The sequence below is a fragment of the Pseudomonas agronomica genome, assembly GCF_025917275.1.
Taxonomy (GTDB): Bacteria; Pseudomonadota; Gammaproteobacteria; order Pseudomonadales; family Pseudomonadaceae; genus Aquipseudomonas; species Aquipseudomonas agronomica.
Map to the genome: position 1 here is coordinate 40087 of NZ_JAOSHO010000001.1, position 21098 is coordinate 61184.

Sequence of the window (21098 nt, forward strand, 5' to 3'; positions counted from 1 at the left end):
CATGGCCTTCTCCACACAAGACAGTGATGAAGTGCTCAGTGAAATCAACGTCACGCCGTTAGTGGACGTGATGCTGGTGCTGCTGGTGGTGTTCATCGTCACCGCGCCGCTACTGACAAACGCCATCCCCATCAACTTGCCCAAAACCGAGTCGGTGGCGCCCGTGGAGCAGAAAGACCCGCTGGTGGTGAGCATCGATGACAAGGGCAAGGTGTTCATCAACAAGGACGAAATTCAGGCGGATTTGCTCGAGTCGAACCTGCAAGCAGCCAAGGCGAAGAACCCGGATGTCCGCGTACAGCTGCAGGCGGACAACGGGGTGAACTATGGTGAGGTGGCTCGGGCGATGGCGTCTATTGAGCGGGCGGGGATCAGTAAGTTGTCGGTGATAACGGCGAAGTAGAATCGAGCGTGACGCACATTCTCAGGTTGTCTTGAAAACCCCACTGAGAATAAAGGCATAACGTTCCGGCCGGATGTAAAACGTCGTGCGGTCGCAACAGCGGCCATCGGCGAAATAGGACGTGCGCTCCATCACCAAAAGCGCGGCACCACGTTTGACGTGCAGTGCATTCGCCAGGCCTTTGTCGGCCTCCTGGGCGCGGATCGCCAAGTCGGCGCGGATCACCGCGAGGCCGGTGATTGACTCAAGGATGGAATAGATCGGTTGGTGTTCGACTTCACTCCAGGCCACGTCGGCCAATACCGCAGGGAGGTGGCTGCGTCCCAGGGCGATGGGTTCGTCATCGACGAAATGCAGTCGCTCCAGCAGCAGGCAATCGTCTGCTGCTTCAAACAAACCATGCATGGCTTCTGGAACGGGTTGCAGGGCATGGCTAAGCACTCGCATGCTCGGTTGCAGTCCCTGCAGCAATAGCGCTTCATGAAAGCTGCGCAACGCATCCAGGCCGTGGCGTACCTGCTTGGCGGCGACGAAGGTGCCTTTGCCTTGCTTGCGTTCCACCACTCCGTCGTCGCTGAGCTTGCCCACCGCCAGGCGCACCGTGACGCGGCTCACCCCGAACCGCTCGCCCAACTGTGCCTCGGACGGTAGCTTGCCGCTGGGTTCGTAGTCGCCGCGCTGGATTTCCTCCAGCAGTTGATGGGCGATCTGTTCGTAGAGCGAGGTGCTGCTGTCGCGAAAAATGGAGGTGGACACTGTCAGCTTCCATGGCCTTGAGTGGGGCTGCGCGCCTTCACTTCTAAGGTTATAAAAATAGGTTATTGGGACGACTTGTATTAATACGTATTATGTCAGGCATTGCCATTGTAAACGACCTGACGACACTTGCCATGCCCAAGACTTCTCCTCATACCCAGCCGCAAGCCGATGCCCTGACGGTCGATGACGTCAGCTTCCGCTATCCCAATGGGCACCGCGTGTTTTCCTCATTTAGCCTGAACGCCAGGCCCGGCGAGTTCATCGCGATCCTTGGACCATCCGGCTGCGGGAAAACCACCTTGCTGAACCTGTTGTCAGGTTTCGTGCAACCGCAAAGTGGCCGCATCACCATCAACCAGACAGCGGTGCGCCCGGAGCGTTCGGAGTTGGGTTACGTGTTCCAGGCACCGCAATTGTTTCCCTGGCTGAGCGCGTTGGAAAACGTCCGCTTCGGTCTGCGGATGAGCGCCCGGATCGACGAATCGCAGCAGCGCGCACAGGCCTTGCAGTACCTGCGCCTGGTCGGCCTGGAGAATGCGGCGCATCGGTTGCCGCACCAGCTTTCCGGTGGCATGCAGCAGCGTGTCTCCCTGGCCAGGACTCTGGCACTGGAGCCCAGCGTATTGCTGATGGACGAGCCGTTCGCCGCGCTCGATGCCATCAGCCGCAACAGCATGAACGAAGAGACCTTGCGCATCTGGGCCGAACTGGGCCAGACGGTTTTGTTCATCACCCACGACATCGACGAAGCGGTGTTCCTGGCCGATCGGGTCATCGTACTGAACATTGCCCCAGGAGGGATTCACAGCGAACTGGAGATCCAGCTGCCGCGCCCCCGAACCAACCTGAAGACCCGCCGCCTGCCGGCGTTCCTCGATTACCGCAATGAGCTGATGACGCGTATCGCCCAGGTGATGGACGCGGGCGACGCCACCGTTTACCCCACCCCTCGACTTGAGCTGACAGCATGATCAAACGTTCGCTGCTTGCCCTGACCTTGTCTGCCGCCACGTTGGCGGGTAGCGCATTCGCCGTGGCGGGCGAGGAGAAACCCTTGCGCGTGGGCTATGTCTTCGCCATGGCCAACGCCCCGGCGCTGATCGCGGACAAGCAGGGTTACTACCGCGAGGAAGGCTTGAAGGTCGACCTCAGGGCGCTGGGCGACGGCCCGGTGATCCAGCAGGCGCTGGCCGCCGGAGAGCTGGACGTGGCCTATGTCGGCACGCCGCCGGTGTACCAGTGGTTTTCCCGTGGGCTGCAAAGCCGGATCCTGGCGAAGGTCAATTACGGCCAGGCTGCGGTGATTGTCGACGCCAAGAGTCCGATTACCCAACTGGAAGCCCTCAAAGGGAAAAAACTCGCCGGGGTCAAGAAGGGCAGTGGCATGGATGTGCTGCTGCGCGGTTACGTCCTGAAGGAAAAGGCCGGGCTCGATCCCGACAGGGACCTGGACATCATCGACATGCCGCCGGGCAACATGAACGCCGCCCTTGAGCGCGGCATCGTCGACGCAGCCTTCTCCTGGGAGCCTTTTGTCAGCCAGTCGGTATTGCGCGGTTCGAGCCGGATCCTGCTGGACGTCAACCAGGCGCTGCCCCAATACCCGTGGTACGTGGTGATCGCCTTGCCGAAAACCTTGCAAGAGCGCCCGGATGACGTGGTGAAGCTGCTACGCGCCCATCGCAAGGCCATCGCCTTCCTCAATGAGCACCCCGCCGAATCAAACCGGCTCATCGCCGAGGCTTTCAAGCTCGAAGCGGTGCAGGGGGCTGACGGCAAGACCATCGCACCTGAGGCCATTGTCGCCCAGGCCCGGACCCGGCTGGGCTGGTCGGCCGACTTGCAGGCGTCGGACCTTCAGTTCATCCAGCGCCTGATGGATTACTCCCACGACCTGGGCTTTATCGATACCACGCTCAAGACCGAACAGATCGTGGATACCTCCTACCTGGAAAAATCCGCGCACTGAGTCCGTCATGTCCTTGCCAAAACCGAATTGGGGATGGGCGTCGCTGCCCTTCCTGTTGCTGATCTGGATCGCCCTGGCGAGCCGCTTTCCCACCTACATCCTGCCGCAGCCCTGGGACGTTGCCCGTGAGGCGCTGCGCTGGCTGGGTGACCGTTCGCTATGGCAGCACCTGCAGGCCAGCGTGCTGGAGGAACTGGGTGGTTTTTGCGCCGCGGTGATCGTTGCGCTCCTGCTGGGCACGGCCGCGGGCCTGTCCGCGCGTTTTCGCGATTTCATCTCGCCGCTCAACAGCCTGTTCATGGCCATCCCGCCGATTGCCTGGGCGCCGCTGATCATGATCATTTTCGGCCTGGGTTATGTCTCCATCGTGCTGGTGATTTTCATTGCTGCGGTGTTTCCCATGGCGGTGACGATCCAGGAGGGCGTGCAGAGTATCCGCGGCGGTGAAGTCCGCGCGGCACGCACCTTGGGCGCCAGCCCCTGGCAGCTGTTGGCCCATGTCTATCTGCCGGCCTCGTTGCCGTTCGTGACGGCAGCCTTGCGTATCGGCTTCAGCCAGGGTTGGCGGGCGCTGGTTGCGGCGGAAATGATCGGGGCATCCCAGGGCATCGGCTGGATGGTCGCCACGGGCGGGCAGATTGGCAACAGCAGCCAGGTGCTGCTGGGCATCGTCGTGATCGGCCTGATTGCCTGGCTCATGGAAAGCTTCGTGTTCCGGCGCATCGAACGTCATTACCAGAAATGGCGGGTGCAATAAGCGCCATCCGTTGCTTTCGCTTCCCCTTAACCTTTCAGTGGACCACTGCACGAGGTGTCATGTGAGTAACGTTTTCGATCCCCGCGAAGCCGGGCACTACATTGCCCCGCAAGGCCTGTACGAGCGCAACAAGAAACGTCCGTTCCTGGGCAGCATTCACTGCGACCGCGATACGCTGGTCGCCGGGCAGTGGGATGAAATCACCCTGGTTTACGAGGTCGGTGGCAGTGGCCTGGCCGACGGTGCGTGGCTTAAGCTGGCCTTCAAGTTCTATTCCGACTGGGCCTTGTTCCAGACCTCGAACCCGGCCGGTCCCAATTACGTCAGCGCCGAATACCAGGCCGGTGAGTTGGTCCCCGGACAGAGCCAGGCCACGGTGCAGCATTTGAAGGTGCGCTTCGACCAGAAGGGTCACGAACGGCCATTCCAGAAAGCGATCATCATCGACATCATCGACGGTTACCTGAACCCGGGCGATAAGGTCATCATTCGCCTGGGCGACCGACGCCAGGGCGGGGCGGGGACGCGGGTGCAGAGTTTCGTCGAGAAGGACTTCCGTTTCCGTTTGTTCATCGACCCGTTGGGCAGCTCGAAATTTGCCGAGGTGCCGGGCGATCCCCTGTTGGACATCGTGCCGGGGCCGGCGCAGCGCGTGCAGGTGATCGTGCCGCGACTGGTCAGTGCCGGTGAGGCGTTCGATGTGTTGTTGCGGGTGGACGATGCCTGGGGCAACACCTGCCGAAACTTGCCGCTGGAGGGGGTCTTGACCTTGGTTGACCCAGAGGGCGGCGAGCGTCAACAGTCGTTCACGCTGGCGCGCGAAGGTTGGGCGATAGCCCGGCTCGAGGGGCTTGATCTTGGCGCGGTGGGCGAGTGGCGTTTGTCCGCCGAGGTGCAAGCACCTTTTATCGATGGAGCCCAGGCCTTCGTCACCGTTGACCCGGCCGGCACGGCGTTGCGCCCGCTCTACGCCGACCTGCATGTGCACTCCGATGACACGGTGGGCACCAACGACACCCTGTACAACCTCAGCTACGGCCGCGATGTCGCCGGGCTCGACGTCCTCGGCTACACCGCCAACGACTTCAACATCACCGAGCAGCGCTGGGACCAGGCGGTCAAGCTGATCCATGAACTCAATGAGCCAGGCCGATTCGTGTGTTATCCCGGCACCGAATGGTGCGGTAATTCCTGTGCGGGCGGCGACCGCAACGTCGTCTTCTTGCATGACCGCAAGCCCGAGTTCCCTTTCGACAATCAAGGGAGGCTGGTGCGCTCCTTCGAATGGAACGAGTTCACCGCCGGCACCATCAAGCCCGGCGCCTGGCCGGTGGACGAGTTGTACGCGGCCTATGCCAAGGACCCCGAAGGCCATCTGATGATGCCCCACGTTGGCGGACGCCGTTGCAACCTGGACTGGCATCACCCGGAGCTCGAGCGGCTGATCGAGGTCGGCTCGGCCTGGGGCCAGTTCCATTGGGTCTACGCCGAGGCGTTGCAGCGTGGCTATCGGGTCGGCGCCGCCGCGAACAGCGATGAGCACCAGGGCCGCTGCGGGGGCGGCGTTCCGGCCACGGCGGTGTTCGGCTCCCGTGGCGGGCTGACCGGCGTGGTCGCCGAGGCGTTCGACCGCGCCAGTGTCGGCAAGGCCTTGCGCGCTCGCCGTACCTTCGCCACGACCGGGGAGCGTTCTTTCGCCAGCCTGCGCCAGGGCAAGCATTTCATGGGTGAAGTCTTCACTGCCGATTCGAGCGCCACGCTGGATTATCGACTGTTGGGGGAGGAGGGTTGGGAGCAGGTCGATCTGTTCGATGGGGACAAGCTGATCTGGTCACGCAACCTGCATCGAGAACTGGGCTACAGCGCACAACGCATTCGCTTGCGCCTGGGAGGGGCACGCATCAAGGATCGCTATCGCGGCGCCTACTGGGCCGGCGAGATCCGCATCACCGGCGCGGTCATCAATGGCTTTCGCGCCTTGGGCCTCGATCATCCCGAGCAGACCGTATGGCGCAAGGATGCGACGGTCCTGGCGTTTCGCACCGACACCAATGGCGATACCGACAGCATCGAAATCGACCTGTCGCAACTGACCGGCGCTACGCTGCAAATCCACAGCCGCATCGACAATTACGTCAAGGTGGGCGACCCGTCTGAGCCGCAACCTTATGTGCACGCGCCGACGGTGCTGATGGAGTTGTCCGGCGATGAACTGCTGGCGCAATCGGAAGTGGTCGAAGCGTTGCCTGGCGCGGAGTTGAAGATGTCCCTGGAACGGATGACCGCTGCACCGTTGCCCCGTGAGTTGCAAGGCAAGATCGAACTGGCCGGGCTGGGACTCGAACCTGGGCGTGAACATCCATTGTTCATCTGCGCTCGCCAGCGCGACCAGTCACGGGTCTGGACGTCTGCGTTGTTTCTCAAGGTGTAGTTGCCAGCACATGCGCAACTGGATTGGAGTGGTTTTTTCACACGGCCCGGGCCGAAAGCGGACATGTCGAGATGGGGGACGGTAGCCGGGTTCGCCCCCACCTTGCCTTTCTGCGCCTTTGGCGAGCCCTGATTAGCACGAAAAGGCATTGAGGCTGAGGTCAACCGCCATTGGTAGTCAGCGCAGGGATTGCCTTGGCGAGATTGGCTGTCAGTTCGGCCTGGGTCTGCCGCTCTTGCCGCCACGCTGGTTGACCGGGCGCATTACGCCAGGACTCGCTCAGAGGGCTGTGGTCAACGGCGTCGAAACCAAACTGATCATATAGCTGCGCCACCCACTCCACAGCCTCTGGAAAATCACTGGATAGCGCTAGGGCAAGACGCTCCGGTGAACCCTTGGCGCGATTCCAGCGCGTTATGCGAGCAGCCTGAATATGCGTGAAAGCCTTGACCACCCTGGAGGCTGGAAGCTGTTCCTGACGCAGCTCGTGAGCCGTCTTCTCGCCCGAATCGATCATCGGATAGTGGCCGTCGCGCCAGATCATGTAGTTATTGGTGTCGATTACGACTTTGCCGGCAAGCTCTGTCGCGGGCATATCGTTTTCCAATTTCAGCGGTACCGCAATGACGATCAAGTCGCCTTGGGCGGCTGCTTCGCGGGCCGTAGCGGCGCGCGCGAAGGGGCCCAGTTCGTCGACCAGGCCCTTGAGCGTTTCGGGGCCACGAGAGTTGGAGATGACAACGCGGTAGCCGCTCGCGATGGCGGCGCGTGCAATCTGGCTGCCGACTTCGCCGGCGCCGATGATGCCAATGGTAGTCATATACTCAATCCACATGTGAAGACAGCGGCGAAAGAGAACCGCTGTCCTGCAGGGTTATCTGGAGCTCCAGGATGGGTTCGAGTTAGATGCTTAATCCGCCCGCTACATCGTGTACGCCGCCAGTCATGTAACCGCCGTTGGGCCCCGCAAGGAAGCCGATAAGGGCTGACACCTCTTCCAGCGTAGCGATGCGGCGGATCGGGTGCAGGTCGAGCAGTGCGTCGGGCGCTCCGTCATCGCCTAGCACTTGCGAAGCCATGTCGGTGGGCATGACGCCGGGTTGGACGACGTTCACCGTGATATTGCGACTGCCCAGGTCGCGCGCCAGGCCTTTGGCATAGCCAATGAGGGCAGCTTTGGAACCTGCATAATCAGCTGCTCCTTGAAAGGGGACATGGGTACCCAACAACGAGCCGATGAAGACGATACGACCGCCATTCGACAGAACAGGCGCTGCGGCGCGCGTAACGCTCACCGGCCCCATGACGTTGGTCTGCCATTGCCGGTCGAGGTTTTCAACATCCAGATTGGGATCGTCAACCGTCTGGCCCTGCACGGCGATAGCTGCGTTGTTGACGAGAATGTTGAGCTTGCCGAAGTAGGCGACCACCTCGTCGATCAGCGGCTTCGCAGCGGACATATCAGCTTGGTCACTCTTGATTGCCAGAGCACGAACGCCCTTGGCCTTTAACTTCGCGACGACGGCCTCCGCTTTTTCGGCCGATGCCACGTAACTGATCGCAACGTCCGCACCCTGGTCGGCAAGGGCTTGCGCTGTGACGGCGCCAAGGCCGCGAGACCCACCCGTTACCAGTGCAACCTGACCCAACAATGGCTTTTGCATTTGAAACCTCGTGATATGAAGGGGGAAAATTGCGTAATGGCCATTACCGTAACGGACGTTATTATCTTGGACTTGGTGCGTCAAGATATTTAATATCGGTCGTTATGAAATAACAGGAGACTACGTAATGGGACGCCGTCGGGAGTTCGACGTAAATCAGGCGCTGGACGCGGCGCTTGCCGTGTTTTGGCGCAAGGGCTATGAAGGCGCGTCATATACCGATTTGACGCAGGCGACAGGGGTCGAGCGTCCAGCCCTTTATTCGGCTTTCGGCAACAAGGAAACGCTCTTCTTGCGGGCGCTCGAGCGTTACTACGATCATCACCTCTCGTTCTTTCCTGCTGCGCTGGAGCTGCCAACGTCGCGCCAGGTGGCGCTGCACATTCTGCGTAGCGCCGTCGAGTTGAATACCCGTTATCCAGAACACACTGGATGCCTGGGAATCCACGGGGCACTTGCCGGATCAGATGATGCGGAGCCGATTCGGCAAGCGCTTATAGACGCTCGCGCCGCTGGCGAGGCTGCGCTACGGGAACGCCTTGAACGTGCACAACGGGAGGGGGATTTGCCCGCAACTGCCAATTGTTCGGTACTCGCCGCTTACGTATGCGCCGTGCTTCATGGCATGGCGGTGCAGGCCAAGGCAGGTTTTGACCGGGGAATGCTGGAGATGGTGGTCGATCAGGCGATGTCGAGTTGGCCCTCGGATCAGTAGGGCGATATGAGCCAGAGGTGGTGATTCGCTGAGCAACTCTTCAGCGAGGTGCTCAAGCTCGGCATTGCTGCCCACTGCGAGGATGATCGCACAGCACTTCGTCCCAGGTTGCAGAGAGGCGTCAGTGGGTGCAGGTCCCGGTGACGGCCTTGCCGGCGAATCTTTCCTTGATCCACGCCGTCACGTCGGCGAGCGAGGTTTGCAGCATCCCCACACGGTCGCCTGGGTAGGAGCCCGTTCGAGGCCCGGACATCATTCGGTTTTCGTTAAATCTTCCGGCCCATCTCAATCACGGTCGCCCCTGCGCATTATCAATACTGTCACCTCGTAAACAAGGACGGTTTTTTCGACGTTCGTAGTGACATCGACTTTAAACACGACCCAGCCTCGTTCACGATTTGACGCGTGGATAAATGACCGAACGACTTGGACGGATAGCTTGAGCGTGTCTCCAGCCACCACTGGAGCCACCATCCTGAAACCATCAATCTTGCCACCCGCCACCACATTGGTTTGGAGCAGCAAGGCATCGCACATCAACCGCTGCGAGATACCGAAGGTTTGCACCCCGCTGGCACAATGCACCCCAAGCGGACTCGAACGGGCAAGGTCAGGATCCAGATGAATATCGAGAGGATCGTACTCTGCAGCAAAGGCAATGATCGCTTGCGTTGTAATAGGCGCAGATTGCTTGGCCCTCCAACGGCTACCTAGCGTGAAGTCTTCCCAGTACAGCTCTTTCTCTGTCACGGTAACTCCTGGATTCTGTCGCGTCAGACTCAACGTCACCGAAGATTGTTGAATTGATAGTGTCGGTGGTCAGTGGCCTCGACAATGCTCAAGCACCTCAGCGTGGTTGAGTGTTTTGGACATCCATCGAGGCCAGGCATCAGAAGGCTGGGAGGAGGGCCATATGCGCTTGTCGATGACAAAAAATGGGTCGGGTTGACAGGTCATGCCGGGAAATCGGAACTTAGGCAGAGAGCCAGGCTCGCCAGGTTGCCCCAGGCGGGACCTGCCGAAAAGATTCGAAGGTCAGCAGTCAACCACCGGCAGAGAGGAATAAGCGTGCTCATCCAGGACAAGGGAACGACTTCAATTGGATTGGTGCATGAGGCCCTCGAGGGCGCATTGCGGCGCCAGCTGGACACCTCCGTCGCACTGCAGCAAGCACGCATTGACCCGGTACTTCTCACTTCCCCCCAAGCCAGGGTTTCGGCTGCGGCATTTTCTCGCTTGTGGGTCGCGCTCTCGGATCTGCTCGACGACGAGTTTTTCGCAATCGATAGCCATCCCATGCGACGGGGCAGCTTTCGATTGATGTGCCAATCCTCGATTGACTGCGAGTCGTTAGAGCAAGCGCTGCGACGGATCCTTAAATTCCTGCGTCTCGTATTGGACGATATCCACGGTGAGCTGAGTTTTGATGGCGACTGCGCCGTTGTCGTTATCCATGACAAAGGCATTGAGCGCCGTCTCTTCAGCTATGGAACATGGCTGATCCTGGTCCATGGACTGCTCTGCTGGCTGGGTAACAGACGCATTCCCATAAAAGAGCTCTGCTTCAGGCCGAATCGACCGCTCGACGATAGCGACTATCGGATGCGCTTTTGTGAAGACATTCAGTTTGGTGCGCCAGTGACGATGATTCGTTTCGAGCGCAGTTTTTTAAGCCTCAAGGTCGCGCAAAACAAAGCCAGCCTATCGACATTCTTGAAAGAGTCGCCTGCCAGTCTGCTGGTGAAATATCGTAACGAGGACAGCATCAGCGCCCAGATCCGCCTCAGATTGAGAGGCCTCGATCCGGAGGAATGGCCAGAGTTGGACAAGATGGCGAACACGCTGTGCATGTCTTATTCGACGCTCCAGCGAAGGCTCCAGGCCGAGGGGGTCAGTTATCAGCGTTTGAAAGACAATCTGCGCCGTGACATGGCGATCAATCTGCTGTGCCAACCGAATATGACCGTGACCGAAGTCGCTGCCCTCACGGGTTTCCAGGAAAGCAGTGCGTTTCATCGAGCATTCAAAAAGTGGACGGGGGTGAGTCCCGGCGCTTACCGCCGCTCCAATGCTGACGAATCGGGCGATATTTAAAAGCCTTTCTTGCGGTTATACAAAAGCGCTGCTTCCCCACCAGATTGCCTGCTGTGATCTGCCACTCGCTTCATCCCCCCAAACCTCAATGGACCAGGATCATCCCGATCGTGGCTGGCAAGCCATGGGTGTCCAAAACGGTCACGCACAACGATGTCGTCGGGCATAGGCCGCCGCAAAGGCAACTCCTACGATGCGCTGCAGGTAGCCCTGGCATCGCCTATCGAGCGAGCCAGCAAAATCTTCGCACTTCACAAACAAAAACAAGATCGAAGGAGACGCGATATGCAGCCGGTAAACGTCTATACGCTCGCGGTTGAATCGAAGTTCAACCGCTTCCATGGGCTCATCCTGTTCTGGTGTGTGCTCATCCTGATCATCGATGGCTATGACCTCGCCGTCGTCGGTGCAGCCCTCCCGGCGATCATGAAGGACATGAACATCGATCCAACCAGCGCCGGCGTCATGGCAGGCTCTGCGCTCTTCGGAACGATGCTGGGCGCAATTTTTCTTGGCACGCTGGCCGATCGTATCGGGCGGCCCAGGATGATCGCCATCTGCGTGGCCTTGTTCAGTGTTTTCACGGCGGCGGCAGGCCTCACCAGTGACCCGATCAGCTTCAGCGTTGCTCGCTTCATCGCCGGCCTTGGCATCGGTGGTGTACTGCCCATCTGCACCGCTCAGATGGGTGAATTTTCGCCACTCAAACTGCGTACCCGCCTGGTCACCCTGGTTTTCGCCGGGTACTCCGTGGGCGGAATTCTGGTTGCCCTGACGGGTAAGCAACTCATCGAGAGTCACGGATGGCAGTGGGTGTTCTATGTGGCGTTGCTGCCCGTGCTGCTGATCCCCCTGATCCTCAAGACCATGCCTGAGTCCATCGGCTACCTGCTCAAGACCGGACGTCAGGACGAACTACGGTCGATCGCTCGTAAACTGGACCCTGCTCTCGTTATCGACGAAAACACGCCGATGACCGGGAACGCCACCGTCCTGGATAAGCAGGAAGCACCGGTTCGTAACTTGTTCAGGGAGGGGCGGGGTTTCAGCACTTTGATGATTTGGGCTGCGTTCGTGACGGGCTTGTTCATGGTCTACGCCCTCAATTCCTGGCTAACCAAGCTGATGGCGATGGCGGGGTTCAGCCTGGGTTCTGCGTTGAACTTCGTGATTGTTTTCAACGTGGGAGCCATTGCCGGTGCAATAGGCGGAGGGTGGTTGAGCGACAAGCTGAACATCAAGCACGTATTGGTCTGCTTCTACATCGTCGGTGCGATTGCGCTCACCCTGTTGGGTTATACGCGTTCAACCTCGTTGCTGTTTCCAGTGGTGTTCATCGTCGGCGCATCGACCCTGGGAACTCAATTGCTGGCGTATGCGTACGCCGGAGATTTCTACCCGTCGTCGATTCGTTCAACCGGCGTGGGTTTCGCGTCTGGTGTGGGACGAATAGGCGCAATCGTCGCCCCTGTCCTGATTGGCTGGCTGGTGTCGTTGAACCTTGCACTCGAGAAAAACTTCATGGCCATCAGCCTGGCGGGCCTCATTGGCGCTGTCGCCGTGACCCTGATCAATCAGTCACGTGCCGACTCTACTCAAGTCAGAAAATCCCCGGCCCTGTCGAACTGATGGATGCACCCGCCTGTAGCTGAATCCGTGGAATTGAACGCATGAAAATGAATCGCTTGTCCAAACCGCCCATACCGCCTGATCTGCTTGGTCAAACGGTTGATTGGGCGATCGCTTCGCGGCGCAGTATTCGGGCTTTCTTGCCCACTCCCGTACCGCGCGAAGACATTGAAGCGATCCTTGATATCGCTCGGTTCTGCGCGACGGGGGTGAACATGCAGCCTTGGCGCGTGCATGTCGTCACCGGAGAAGCAAAGGCTCGTCTTTCATGCGCCATCGCGGAAATTGACAACGATCCATCACTGAGCGACGACCTTGAAGATGCCTATGACTATTACCCGCGCGAGTGGACTTCACCCTATGTGGATCGCAGAAGGCAAGTCGGGTGGGAACTCTATGGGCTGCTGGGCATTGCAAAGGGAGACAAGCAGCGGATGCATGCGCAACACGGCCGCAATTACCAGTTCTTCGATGCCCCCGTCGGCCTGATCTTCACCATGGATCGAGTGTTGAAGGAGGGCAGCCTTCTTGACTACGGAATGTTTCTACAGGCCGTGATGGTGGCGGCGCGTGGAAGGCATTTGCACACCTGTCCACAAGCCGCTTTTTTGAAATATCACCAAGTCATTTCGCAGGCCCTTGCGATCCCCTCGGACCAAATGCTGGTTTGCGGAATGAGCCTCGGATACGCCGACGAGAGCAGCATCGAGAACACCTTGGTCACTGATCGGGAGCCGGTGAGCGCGTTCTGCACTTTTCATCACAATAATAAGGAAACAACATCATGACCCCTGGTGCTTATGAGAGTGGACTCGATCGCTGCAAGGCCAACTACCTGCCCTTGACGCCACTTGGTTTTCTGGATCGGGCTGCCCTCGTGCACCCGGATCGGATAGCGGTGGTGCATGGCGAACTGCAACGAACCTGGCGTGAAACCCGCGAACGCTGCTATCGACTAGCCTCGGCACTTTGCGAAAAAGGCCTGGGAGCAGGGGACACCGTTTCAATTCTGTCTCCTAATACGCCTGCCATGCTCGAAGCGCATTTCGGGGTCCCCCTCAGCGGCGCGGTACTCAATGCGGTCAATTACCGGCTGGATGCCCAAGGTGTGGCATTCATACTGCGTCATGGCGAATGCAAGTTGCTCCTGGTGGATCGAGAGTTTGCTGCGCTGGCGGATGCCGCACTCGCGCTCCTCGAACATCGGCCGATGGTGATTGATATCAATGATCACCTGGCGCCACTTTGCGCGAATGTCGGGGATATTGACTACGAAACCTTCATCCGCAGCGGCAGCCCTGATTTCGAAGGTGTATGGCCGGATGACGAATGGCAGCCGATCGCACTCAACTACACCTCCGGTACAACCGGTGATCCCAAGGGCGTGGTCGCGAGCCATCGTGGCACCTACCTGATGAGTCTGCTGCAGATGACCAACTGGCCGCTCACGCGAGCGCCTCGTTACCTGTGGACATTGCCGATGTTCCACGCCAACGGATGGTGTTTTACCTGGGCGATCACGGCGGCAGCCGGCACGCACGTCTGCCTGAGAAAAGTGTGCGCAGAGACGGTGTTTGATGCGATCGATAACCAGGGTATCGATCACTTCTGTGCGGCGCCGATTGTCATGGCCATGATTGCCAACGCCGAAGATCGTCCCGCGCTCAAGACGCCGGTTCGAGTGCTGACCGCCGGTTCCCCACCTCCGGCCAGCGTACTCAATGCGGTGGTTTCGCGAGGCTTCGATGTCGACCATGTCTACGGCATTACTGAAGTGTCAGGCACGCCGATCAGCTGCGTCTGGCAAGACGGCTGGGACGAATTGACGCCAGAAGAGCAAGGCGCTAAGCGAGTCCGCCAGGGGGCTCGTGCAGCGGCCTTCGAAAGTTTGATGGTGGCTGACACCGATACGATGCAGCCAATAGCAAAAGAGGGCCAGACAACGGGTGAGCTGCTGCTCAGGGGCAACACCGTAATGATGGGTTATCTGAAGAATGACAGTGCAACCCGAAAAGCATTCGAAGGCGGTTGGTTTCATACGGGGGATGTCGCCGTCGTGCATCCTGACGGCTACGTCCAGATTACCGACCGTTGCAAAGACGTGATTATCTCCGGGGGGGAAAATATTTCGTCTGTAGAGATCGAGGAGGCCCTCCACTGTCACCCGGCAGTTCTATACGCCGCGGTGGTCGCTCAGCCTGATGACAAATGGGGAGAAGTACCGTGCGCGTTTGTCGAGCTGAAGACGGGTGTCGAGCCTCCCACCGAAGCAGAAATAATGATGTTCTGCCAGGCGCGTCTGGCCCGATTCAAATGTCCGCGCAGAGTGGTCTTCACGGAGTTGCCGAAAACCGCAACCGGAAAAATCCAAAAGTTTTTACTTCGAGAGCAGGCAGGTAGTCGCGATGCAATTGTCCGTCTGGCTTCGAATGGCTAGGTCGCAGTTGCTTTCATCACATACAAAATAATAAAAATCGGAGCGTTATAAGTGAGCCTGAAGAAGATATCTGCAACGTTGGTGTCTGGCAGCATTGCCCTCAGTGGCCAGGCGTTTGCCGACTTTTCAAGTGACAGCAAAGCCACCTTGGGCATGAGGAGCTTCTACTTCAATAACGACAACCGCGACGGTGTCGCTGCCCCTTCGAAAACCGAAGAGTGGGCGCAGGGCTTCATGTTGGACTTCAAGTCGGGTTATACCGAGGGGCCCGTTGGTCTTGGAGTTGATGCCCTTGGGTTGCTGGGCGTCACCCTGGACAGCGGTCAGGGACGTCACGTTGGCAGCTCGATGATTCCCTCGGACAGTGACAACCGCGCCGTCGACGAGTGGAGCCGGCTGGGGCTGACCGGTAAGGTCAAGATGTCCAAGACCGAACTGCGCTACGGCACCTTGATTCCTAAACTTCCGATTCTGGTCGCCAACGATGGACGGGTGCTCCCACAAACCTTCGAGGGCGGCCAAATCACTTCGAGCGAATTCAAGGACCTGACCCTGACGGGAGGACGCATTGAACACGCAACCGGTCGTGCTTCAACTGACCAGACAGGGCTCGCCGATATGGGCGGTACGCGTGAAAGCAACCAGTTCGCTTTCGCCGGGGCCGACTGGAAAGTCACCAAGGACCTGACGGCTCAGTACTACTATGCCCAGCTTGAAAACTACTATAACCAGCAGTTTTTCGGACTGACGCACACGCTCGCATTCTCGGACAGCCAATCGTTGAAAACCGACCTGCGCTACTTCAGGACTGACGCGTCAGGTGAAAACAGCTCCGGTACATCGGGCTACCGAATCAGCGGCTACACCAAGAACGGTGACGGCGTTATCGACAATCGTCTCTGGAGTGCTGCATTGATCTATAGCCTCGGCGCTCATGCGATAACGGCCGGCTACCAAAGCGTCTCGGACGGTAGCAGTTTCACCCAACTCAATCAGGGTGGCCTGGCGGATAAAGGCGCAGGAGGCAGCTCCTTGTACCTGTACACAGATCGTCTGATCCAGAGTTTCACCCGTGCAGGGGAGCGCACATTATTCGGTCAGTACGCCTACGATTTTGCCGCCCTGGGTGTCCCGGGCCTGAAAGCCTCGGTCATGTACCTCTCCGGTGACAACATCAAGACGAGGTCCGGTGACAATCAGAAAGAATGGGAGAGGGATATCTTCCTGGACTACGTCGTTCAGTCGGGAGCGCTCAAAGGGGTTGGCTTCGGTTGGCGTAACGGTAAATCCAATAGCGAAGCCGCCCGTGACCAGGATCAGAACCGAGTGTTTGTCAGCTACAGCATTCCGCTGCTCTAAGGGCGCAGCATCACCGTATCGAACGCCCCCGGAGCATGCAGCAGCGCCTCGTTCAGGAACGAGCATTATCGAGGCGACGACTAGTCCCGAATTTGAGTTGCCGCGAGGGCTTGGTGCAAATCAGCAATCAAGTCCTCAATTGCCTCGATTCCTACCGACAGACGAATCATTTCTGGCTTCACCCCGGCCTTCGCTTGTTCCTGCTCGTTCATTTGCCGATGGGTAGTGGAAGCCGGATGGCAGGCAAGAGACTTGGCATCACCGATATTGACCAGTCGCTTGAAGATTTGCAGAGCATCATAGAAGCGCACGCCTGCGTCATAGCCGCCCTTCAAACCAAACGATAGGATCGCCGACGGTTTACCCTGCATGTATTTTTGCGCCAATGCGTGGTGAGGATGGTCCGGGAGGCCGGCGTAGCTGACCCATTCCACCTCTGCATGCCCCTGCAGGATCTGCGCAACTTTCAGGGCATTTTCAGTGTGACGCTCCATGCGCAGCGCGAGCGTTTCCAGGCCTTGCAGCAGCAGGAACGCGTTCATGGGTGCCAGTGCCGCGCCGGTGTTGCGCAATGGCACTGTGCGCGCGCGCGCGATGAAGGCGGCGGGCCCGAACTTCTCGGTATAAATCACATCATGGTACGCCGGCTCGGGCTGGTTAAGGCTGGGGAATTTTTCCGGGTATTGGGTCCAAGGGAAATTGCCGCTGTCAATGATCACACCGCCTAGGGAGTTGCCGTGTCCACCGACATACTTGGTCACGGAATGCACGACGATATCGGCTCCAAACTGAATCGGTTTGCAGAGGATTGGCGTAGCCACGGTGTTGTCGACCATCAACGGTACGCCACGGGTATGAGCAGCATCAGCCAGCGCTTCGAGGTCGATGATATTACCCGCCGGGTTGCCGATGCTTTCGCAGTAAACCAGCTTGGTGTTTTCGTCGATCAGTTCGGCGATAGCTTCGGCAGAATCATCTCGTGCAAAACGCACCTCCACGCCAAAGCTTGGCAACAGATGTGCGAACAGAGTGTAGGTACCGCCATAGAGTTGTGGGGTGGTGACGACATTGTCACCTGCGCGGGTTAACGTCTGGATCGCATAATGGATTGCCGCGCTGCCGGCCGATACGGCCAGCCCTGCCACTCCGCCTTCGAGGGCGGCCATCCGTTGTTCCAATACATCATTGGTGGGGTTCATGATTCTGGTGTAAATATTGCCCGGCACGTCCAGGTTGAATAGGTCGGCGCCGTGTTGGGCGTTATCGAATTCGAAGGCAACATTCTGATAGATAGGCACTGCGACAGCCTTGGTGGTCGGGTCCGACGTGAAGCCGTGGTGCAGCGCGATGGTGGCGTCTTTCATGATTGGTATAGATCCCTTTAAATTATTCTGGATTTTTGCGGCATGAAGATCCTGTCGAATCGATTATGCCGATCTTTGAGCGCCTTGACCCGGTCAGTCGAAATTTACCGAAGGATTTTATGCCCCGAGCGCTGCCTGCAGAACTTACCAGTTCCATCAAGCTGCCGTCATGACCTTGCCAGGAAACACGGGTGGCCTAGTTCATTCGACTGTTAAGGGATTTCAATTCGCAGGTTTTGGATTTCGCTTTTATGATCGCGCCCAGTCAGAACCGTAAACCAGTCTTATTCCTCAGGGCTCAGTGTTTTCTCAAAGTGAAGTTTCGAACATCTGGAAGTTAACAACGTCAGAAGCGCCTGCAAAGACTCAGAGGAAAAGTGATTGTGCATCGAAATCTCATCGGTCCAGGCGAACCTGATGATCCAGTTGTTGAGGTTCGTACTTTGAGTGAAGTCGTACTCAACGCATCCTGGCGAAATCTGTTTTATGTTTTTTAGTAATGACTGGATCTCCATGCGAAGGTCATCATTCATTTTTGTTTGTAGTTCAATTGTATTGATTGCCAGTTTTGACATGAGGGAGTCTCTGACGCTGGACACGATGGGGCGTATTAAACGGATTATTTGCACGGGCCAGAGATTAAAGTGTAATGCTTCAATTACTGGCCTCTGTTATCTCTGAAAGGCTGATCGGATACTTTGAAGTAGGATATGTTAAAAAAAATCCATCGTGAGAAAATGTCAAAATATTGATCATGTCCGCCAAATCTTGAGGGGTATCGCCTCAAAGTGATCAAGGCATTTAGGCCTTTGCTATCGGCTGGTGAGATAACATTCAGGATTGGGGGAGACATTTCTGCCAAGAAAGTATCGCTGCGTTGTGAGCGTCGGCAGTGTTATTCGGTCGATTTGAAGCGGGCGCGATGTTCCTTGGGGGTGATGCCAAAATTTTTAACAAACCTTCTGATAAGGGTTGATTCACTGCCCAATCCACAGCGCCGGGCTATGGTTTTGAGTGGGTGGTTTGAATTTGTAAGCATGTCGCGGGCCGCGTCCAGTCGGAGTAGCTCCACCATTTTGCTTGGCGTTTTTTCCATCGATTCTGAATATTTACGTATAAAGGTTCTTTCGCTCATATTCATGAAGTTTGCGAGCGCCGGTACTGTTAAGTCGGTGCTTAGGTTCTCATTAATCCATGCATGCAAATCTGAGAACTGACTGCTTTTCGATTGCAAGCTGAGGGAAGAACTGAATTGATTCTGATCTCCTGGGCGTTTGAGAAACATTACCAGGTGTCGAGCAACCTCCAGGGCAACGGTGTGCCCCAGGTCTTGCTCTACGATCGCTAAGGCTAGATCGATCCCTGATGTAACGCCTGCTGATGTCCATAGGTGGCCATCATTAATAAATATTGGGCCGCGTTTAATTATTATTGATGGGAAGTTTTTCTCCAGGTCGTCATACGCCGACCAATGAGTGGTTGCTTTTCGTCCGTCCAGTTTTCCGGCACAGGCAAGTGCGAATATGCCAGTACAAACAGAAATCAGGCGCTCGGCTTTATCTGCGTGTTTTACAAAGTGCGCGACGAACTTCGGACTTTTACAAAAGTCATGTATGCCTGGCCCGCCGGGTATAATCAAAGTATGCGGCGAGGGGCTTTCTGTGTGCAGAATTTCAGTGTTTATTGAGAAAACTGAGGAGATCTCAGTGGTTGGATTTAACGCCAAAATAGAAATCGTATACGGTTGGTGATCGGGGCGGGAGAAACGGTTGGCTGCCATGAATACGTCGAGAGGTCCTGCCAAGTCAAGCAAACTTACCTGCGGGTAGGTGATGAATTGTATGGTTTTAGGGCGCATGAACCGCTACTCCAAGAGGCAAAATCCGGACTCATCATATGACGACCCTCTGAATGATTTTGAGCACTCGGCCGGACCCTCGCAATAGATATCCCTGCGCCTTTAGAAAAAAGGTCATGAGCTTTTGATGGGCGGAGCTACTAGAGGACTAAAGGACACCTCAGCTACGTCCTGTTTCGACACCCACACTAGGCTCTGTACGAAATGTGTTCGCGAAGGCCAGACAAGTCGAAACAGGGCGAGGAAGCGCAGTGTACTGCGCCCTCAAGCTAGTCTGCCCATACGTTTGCATATGGCATCATCGGGCAATAAAAAAGCTCCGCAGCTAAAACGACGATCTGTCGTGATAGCTGTGGAGCAAAAAAGCTGCCTGGACATTTAACGTATTACGAGCTTACCAGCCAGAATAATTCACACCGCCATGGCAGATATCATCTATCGCAAGCTGGGCAACAAGGCGTTCAATACCAAGTCGTTCAAGCAGCCGGAAGCCAATAACTCACTGGCCGCATTGATATCCGGCGCGAAGAAACGATCTTTCTCGTAATAGGCCACTTTGCTTCGCAGGCTGTTCCGGGCCAGTTCCAGCTTGGGCGACGTCTTCAAGCCGTCACGCAAGTCCAGGCCCTGACAGGCCGCTAGCCACTCCACAGCCAGGATTCCACGGGTGTTTTCAGCCATTTCCCACAACCGCTTGCCAGCCGCAGGTGCCATCGATACGTGATCTTCCTGGTTCGCGGACGTGGGCAGGCTGTCTACGGAATGGGGGTGAGCCAGCGCCTTGTTTTCACTGGCCAGCGCTGCTGCTGTTACTTGAGAAATCATGAAGCCAGAGTTCACGCCGCCATTGGCTACCAGGAACGGCGGCAGTTGCGACATGTGTTTGTCCATCATCAACGAAATGCGACGCTCGCTCAGGGAGCCGATTTCAGCAATGGCCAATGCCATATTGTCTGCGGCCATCGCCACAGGCTCGGCGTGGAAGTTGCCGCCAGAGATCACATCGCCCTCAGCGGCAAAGACCAGCGGGTTATCGGAGACGGCATTTGCTTCTACGACCAATACTTCCGCTGCCTGACGGAACTGGGTCAGACACGCTCCCATGACTTGAGGTTGGCAGCGTAGAGAGTAGGGGTCTTGGACCTTGCCGCAGTCCTTGTGCGAATCGGCGACCTCACTGCTTTGGCCCAGCAGGTCGCGATAGGCAGTAGCAGTATCAATCTGAGCCTTCTGGCCGCGTGCGGCATGGATGCGTGCGTCAAACGGCGAGCGGGAGCCCAAGACAGCTTCGACCGTCAAAGCACCGATGGCCAAGGCGCCCGCAAACAGGTCTTCGCCCTCGAACAAACCGCGCAGAGCATAAGCAGTGGAGACCTGGGTACCGTTGAGCAACGCCAAGCCCTCTTTGGCAGCCAGCGTCAATGGCGCCAAACCGGCCACCTTCAGCGCTTCGGTGGCTTCCAGCCATTCGCCCTTATAACGCGCTTTGCCTTCTCCCAGCAGCACCAGGGACATGTGCGCCAAAGGCGCCAAGTCACCGGATGCGCCGACCGAACCTTTCAAGGGAATATGCGGGTACACCTCGGCGTTGATCAGTGCTATCAGAGCATCGATCACCACGCGGCGGATGCCGGAAAAACCACGGCTGAGGCTATTGAG

The 21098-nt window shown here is 57.6% G+C and carries 19 protein-coding genes; 11 read left to right on the forward strand and 8 right to left on the reverse strand.

Features of this window, described 5'->3' with window-relative positions; genetic code table 11:
* The first annotated feature begins 1 nt into the window (after position 1).
* Complete coding sequence (locus OC610_RS00190; RefSeq protein WP_046061820.1) at positions 2-403, forward strand: ExbD/TolR family protein; 402 nt, start codon at positions 2-4, stop codon at positions 401-403.
* A gap of 21 nt (positions 404-424) precedes the next feature.
* Here OC610_RS00190 and OC610_RS00195 read toward each other — a convergent pair whose 3' ends face one another.
* Positions 425-1159 carry a GntR family transcriptional regulator gene (locus tag OC610_RS00195; protein WP_264425963.1) on the reverse strand — a complete coding sequence of 245 codons (735 nt, stop codon included), beginning with the start codon at positions 1157-1159 and terminating at the stop codon, positions 425-427.
* A 134-nt stretch (positions 1160-1293) separates the two neighbouring features.
* Between OC610_RS00195 and OC610_RS00200 the strand changes: the two genes are divergently transcribed.
* From OC610_RS00200 to OC610_RS00215, 4 genes are all read left to right on the forward strand, one after another.
* Positions 1294-2133 (forward strand): ABC transporter ATP-binding protein, encoded by an 840-nt coding sequence (locus OC610_RS00200; protein WP_053187461.1) that lies wholly within the window; start codon positions 1294-1296, stop codon positions 2131-2133.
* Positions 2130-3131 (forward strand): ABC transporter substrate-binding protein, encoded by a 1002-nt coding sequence (locus OC610_RS00205; RefSeq protein ID WP_264425965.1) that lies wholly within the window; start codon positions 2130-2132, stop codon positions 3129-3131. The genes OC610_RS00200 and OC610_RS00205 overlap by 4 nt, the downstream gene beginning before the upstream one ends.
* Before the next feature lie 7 nt (positions 3132-3138).
* On the forward strand, positions 3139-3888 hold the full coding sequence (locus OC610_RS00210) for an ABC transporter permease (RefSeq protein ID WP_264425966.1): 750 nt from the start codon (positions 3139-3141) through the stop codon (positions 3886-3888).
* Between the two features lie 61 nt (positions 3889-3949).
* On the forward strand, positions 3950-6319 hold the full coding sequence (locus OC610_RS00215) for a CehA/McbA family metallohydrolase domain-containing protein (RefSeq protein WP_264425967.1): 2370 nt from the start codon (positions 3950-3952) through the stop codon (positions 6317-6319).
* A gap of 160 nt (positions 6320-6479) precedes the next feature.
* Here OC610_RS00215 and OC610_RS00220 read toward each other — a convergent pair whose 3' ends face one another.
* Both OC610_RS00220 and OC610_RS00225 read right to left on the reverse strand, forming a co-directional pair.
* Positions 6480-7139: an NADPH-dependent F420 reductase gene (locus OC610_RS00220; protein WP_264425968.1), complete on the reverse strand. Its 660-nt coding sequence runs from the start codon at positions 7137-7139 to the stop codon at positions 6480-6482.
* A gap of 82 nt (positions 7140-7221) precedes the next feature.
* Positions 7222-7983 carry an SDR family NAD(P)-dependent oxidoreductase gene (locus OC610_RS00225; RefSeq protein ID WP_264425970.1) on the reverse strand — a complete coding sequence of 254 codons (762 nt, stop codon included), beginning with the start codon at positions 7981-7983 and terminating at the stop codon, positions 7222-7224.
* Positions 7984-8110: 127 nt separating this feature from the next.
* Here OC610_RS00225 and OC610_RS00230 point away from each other — a divergent pair, with 127 nt between their 5' ends.
* A complete protein-coding gene (locus OC610_RS00230) occupies positions 8111-8698 on the forward strand; it encodes a TetR/AcrR family transcriptional regulator (protein ID WP_264425971.1) in 588 nt (195 codons plus the stop codon).
* Positions 8699-8819: 121 nt separating this feature from the next.
* On the opposite strand, the gene OC610_RS00235 is transcribed toward OC610_RS00230, so the two are convergent.
* Positions 8820-8951 (reverse strand): hypothetical protein, encoded by a 132-nt coding sequence (locus tag OC610_RS00235; protein WP_264425972.1) that lies wholly within the window; start codon positions 8949-8951, stop codon positions 8820-8822.
* Positions 8952-8983: 32 nt separating this feature from the next.
* Positions 8984-9448, reverse strand: a complete 465-nt coding sequence (locus OC610_RS00240) for a MaoC/PaaZ C-terminal domain-containing protein (RefSeq protein ID WP_264425973.1) — start codon at positions 9446-9448, stop codon at positions 8984-8986.
* A 318-nt stretch (positions 9449-9766) separates the two neighbouring features.
* On the opposite strand from OC610_RS00240, the gene OC610_RS00245 reads away from it, so the two are divergent.
* The 5 genes from OC610_RS00245 to OC610_RS00265 all read left to right on the forward strand — a co-directional run bounded on the left by OC610_RS00245 (position 9767) and on the right by OC610_RS00265 (position 16217).
* A complete protein-coding gene (locus tag OC610_RS00245; protein WP_264425974.1) occupies positions 9767-10792 on the forward strand; it encodes an AraC family transcriptional regulator in 1026 nt (341 codons plus the stop codon).
* A gap of 285 nt (positions 10793-11077) precedes the next feature.
* Positions 11078-12421 carry an MFS transporter gene (locus OC610_RS00250; protein WP_264425976.1) on the forward strand — a complete coding sequence of 448 codons (1344 nt, stop codon included), beginning with the start codon at positions 11078-11080 and terminating at the stop codon, positions 12419-12421.
* A gap of 41 nt (positions 12422-12462) precedes the next feature.
* Positions 12463-13209, forward strand: a complete 747-nt coding sequence (locus tag OC610_RS00255) for a nitroreductase (protein WP_264425977.1) — start codon at positions 12463-12465, stop codon at positions 13207-13209.
* Complete coding sequence (locus tag OC610_RS00260) at positions 13206-14858, forward strand: AMP-binding protein (RefSeq protein ID WP_264425978.1); 1653 nt, start codon at positions 13206-13208, stop codon at positions 14856-14858. The genes OC610_RS00255 and OC610_RS00260 overlap by 4 nt, the downstream gene beginning before the upstream one ends.
* Before the next feature lie 51 nt (positions 14859-14909).
* Complete coding sequence (locus tag OC610_RS00265; RefSeq protein WP_264425980.1) at positions 14910-16217, forward strand: OprD family porin; 1308 nt, start codon at positions 14910-14912, stop codon at positions 16215-16217.
* 80 nt (positions 16218-16297) lie between these two features.
* Here OC610_RS00265 and OC610_RS00270 read toward each other — a convergent pair whose 3' ends face one another.
* From OC610_RS00270 to hutH, 3 genes are all read right to left on the reverse strand, one after another.
* The gene (locus tag OC610_RS00270; RefSeq protein WP_264425982.1) at positions 16298-17581 is read right to left on the reverse strand and encodes an O-acetylhomoserine aminocarboxypropyltransferase/cysteine synthase family protein; all 1284 of its coding nucleotides are present in this window, start codon (positions 17579-17581) and stop codon (positions 16298-16300) included.
* An 895-nt stretch (positions 17582-18476) separates the two neighbouring features.
* Positions 18477-19439 carry a GlxA family transcriptional regulator gene (locus tag OC610_RS00275; protein ID WP_264425984.1) on the reverse strand — a complete coding sequence of 321 codons (963 nt, stop codon included), beginning with the start codon at positions 19437-19439 and terminating at the stop codon, positions 18477-18479.
* 435 nt (positions 19440-19874) lie between these two features.
* Positions 19875-21098, reverse strand: a 1224-nt coding sequence (gene hutH / locus OC610_RS00280) for a histidine ammonia-lyase (RefSeq protein ID WP_264425985.1), incomplete at its 5' end; no start/stop codon positions are given.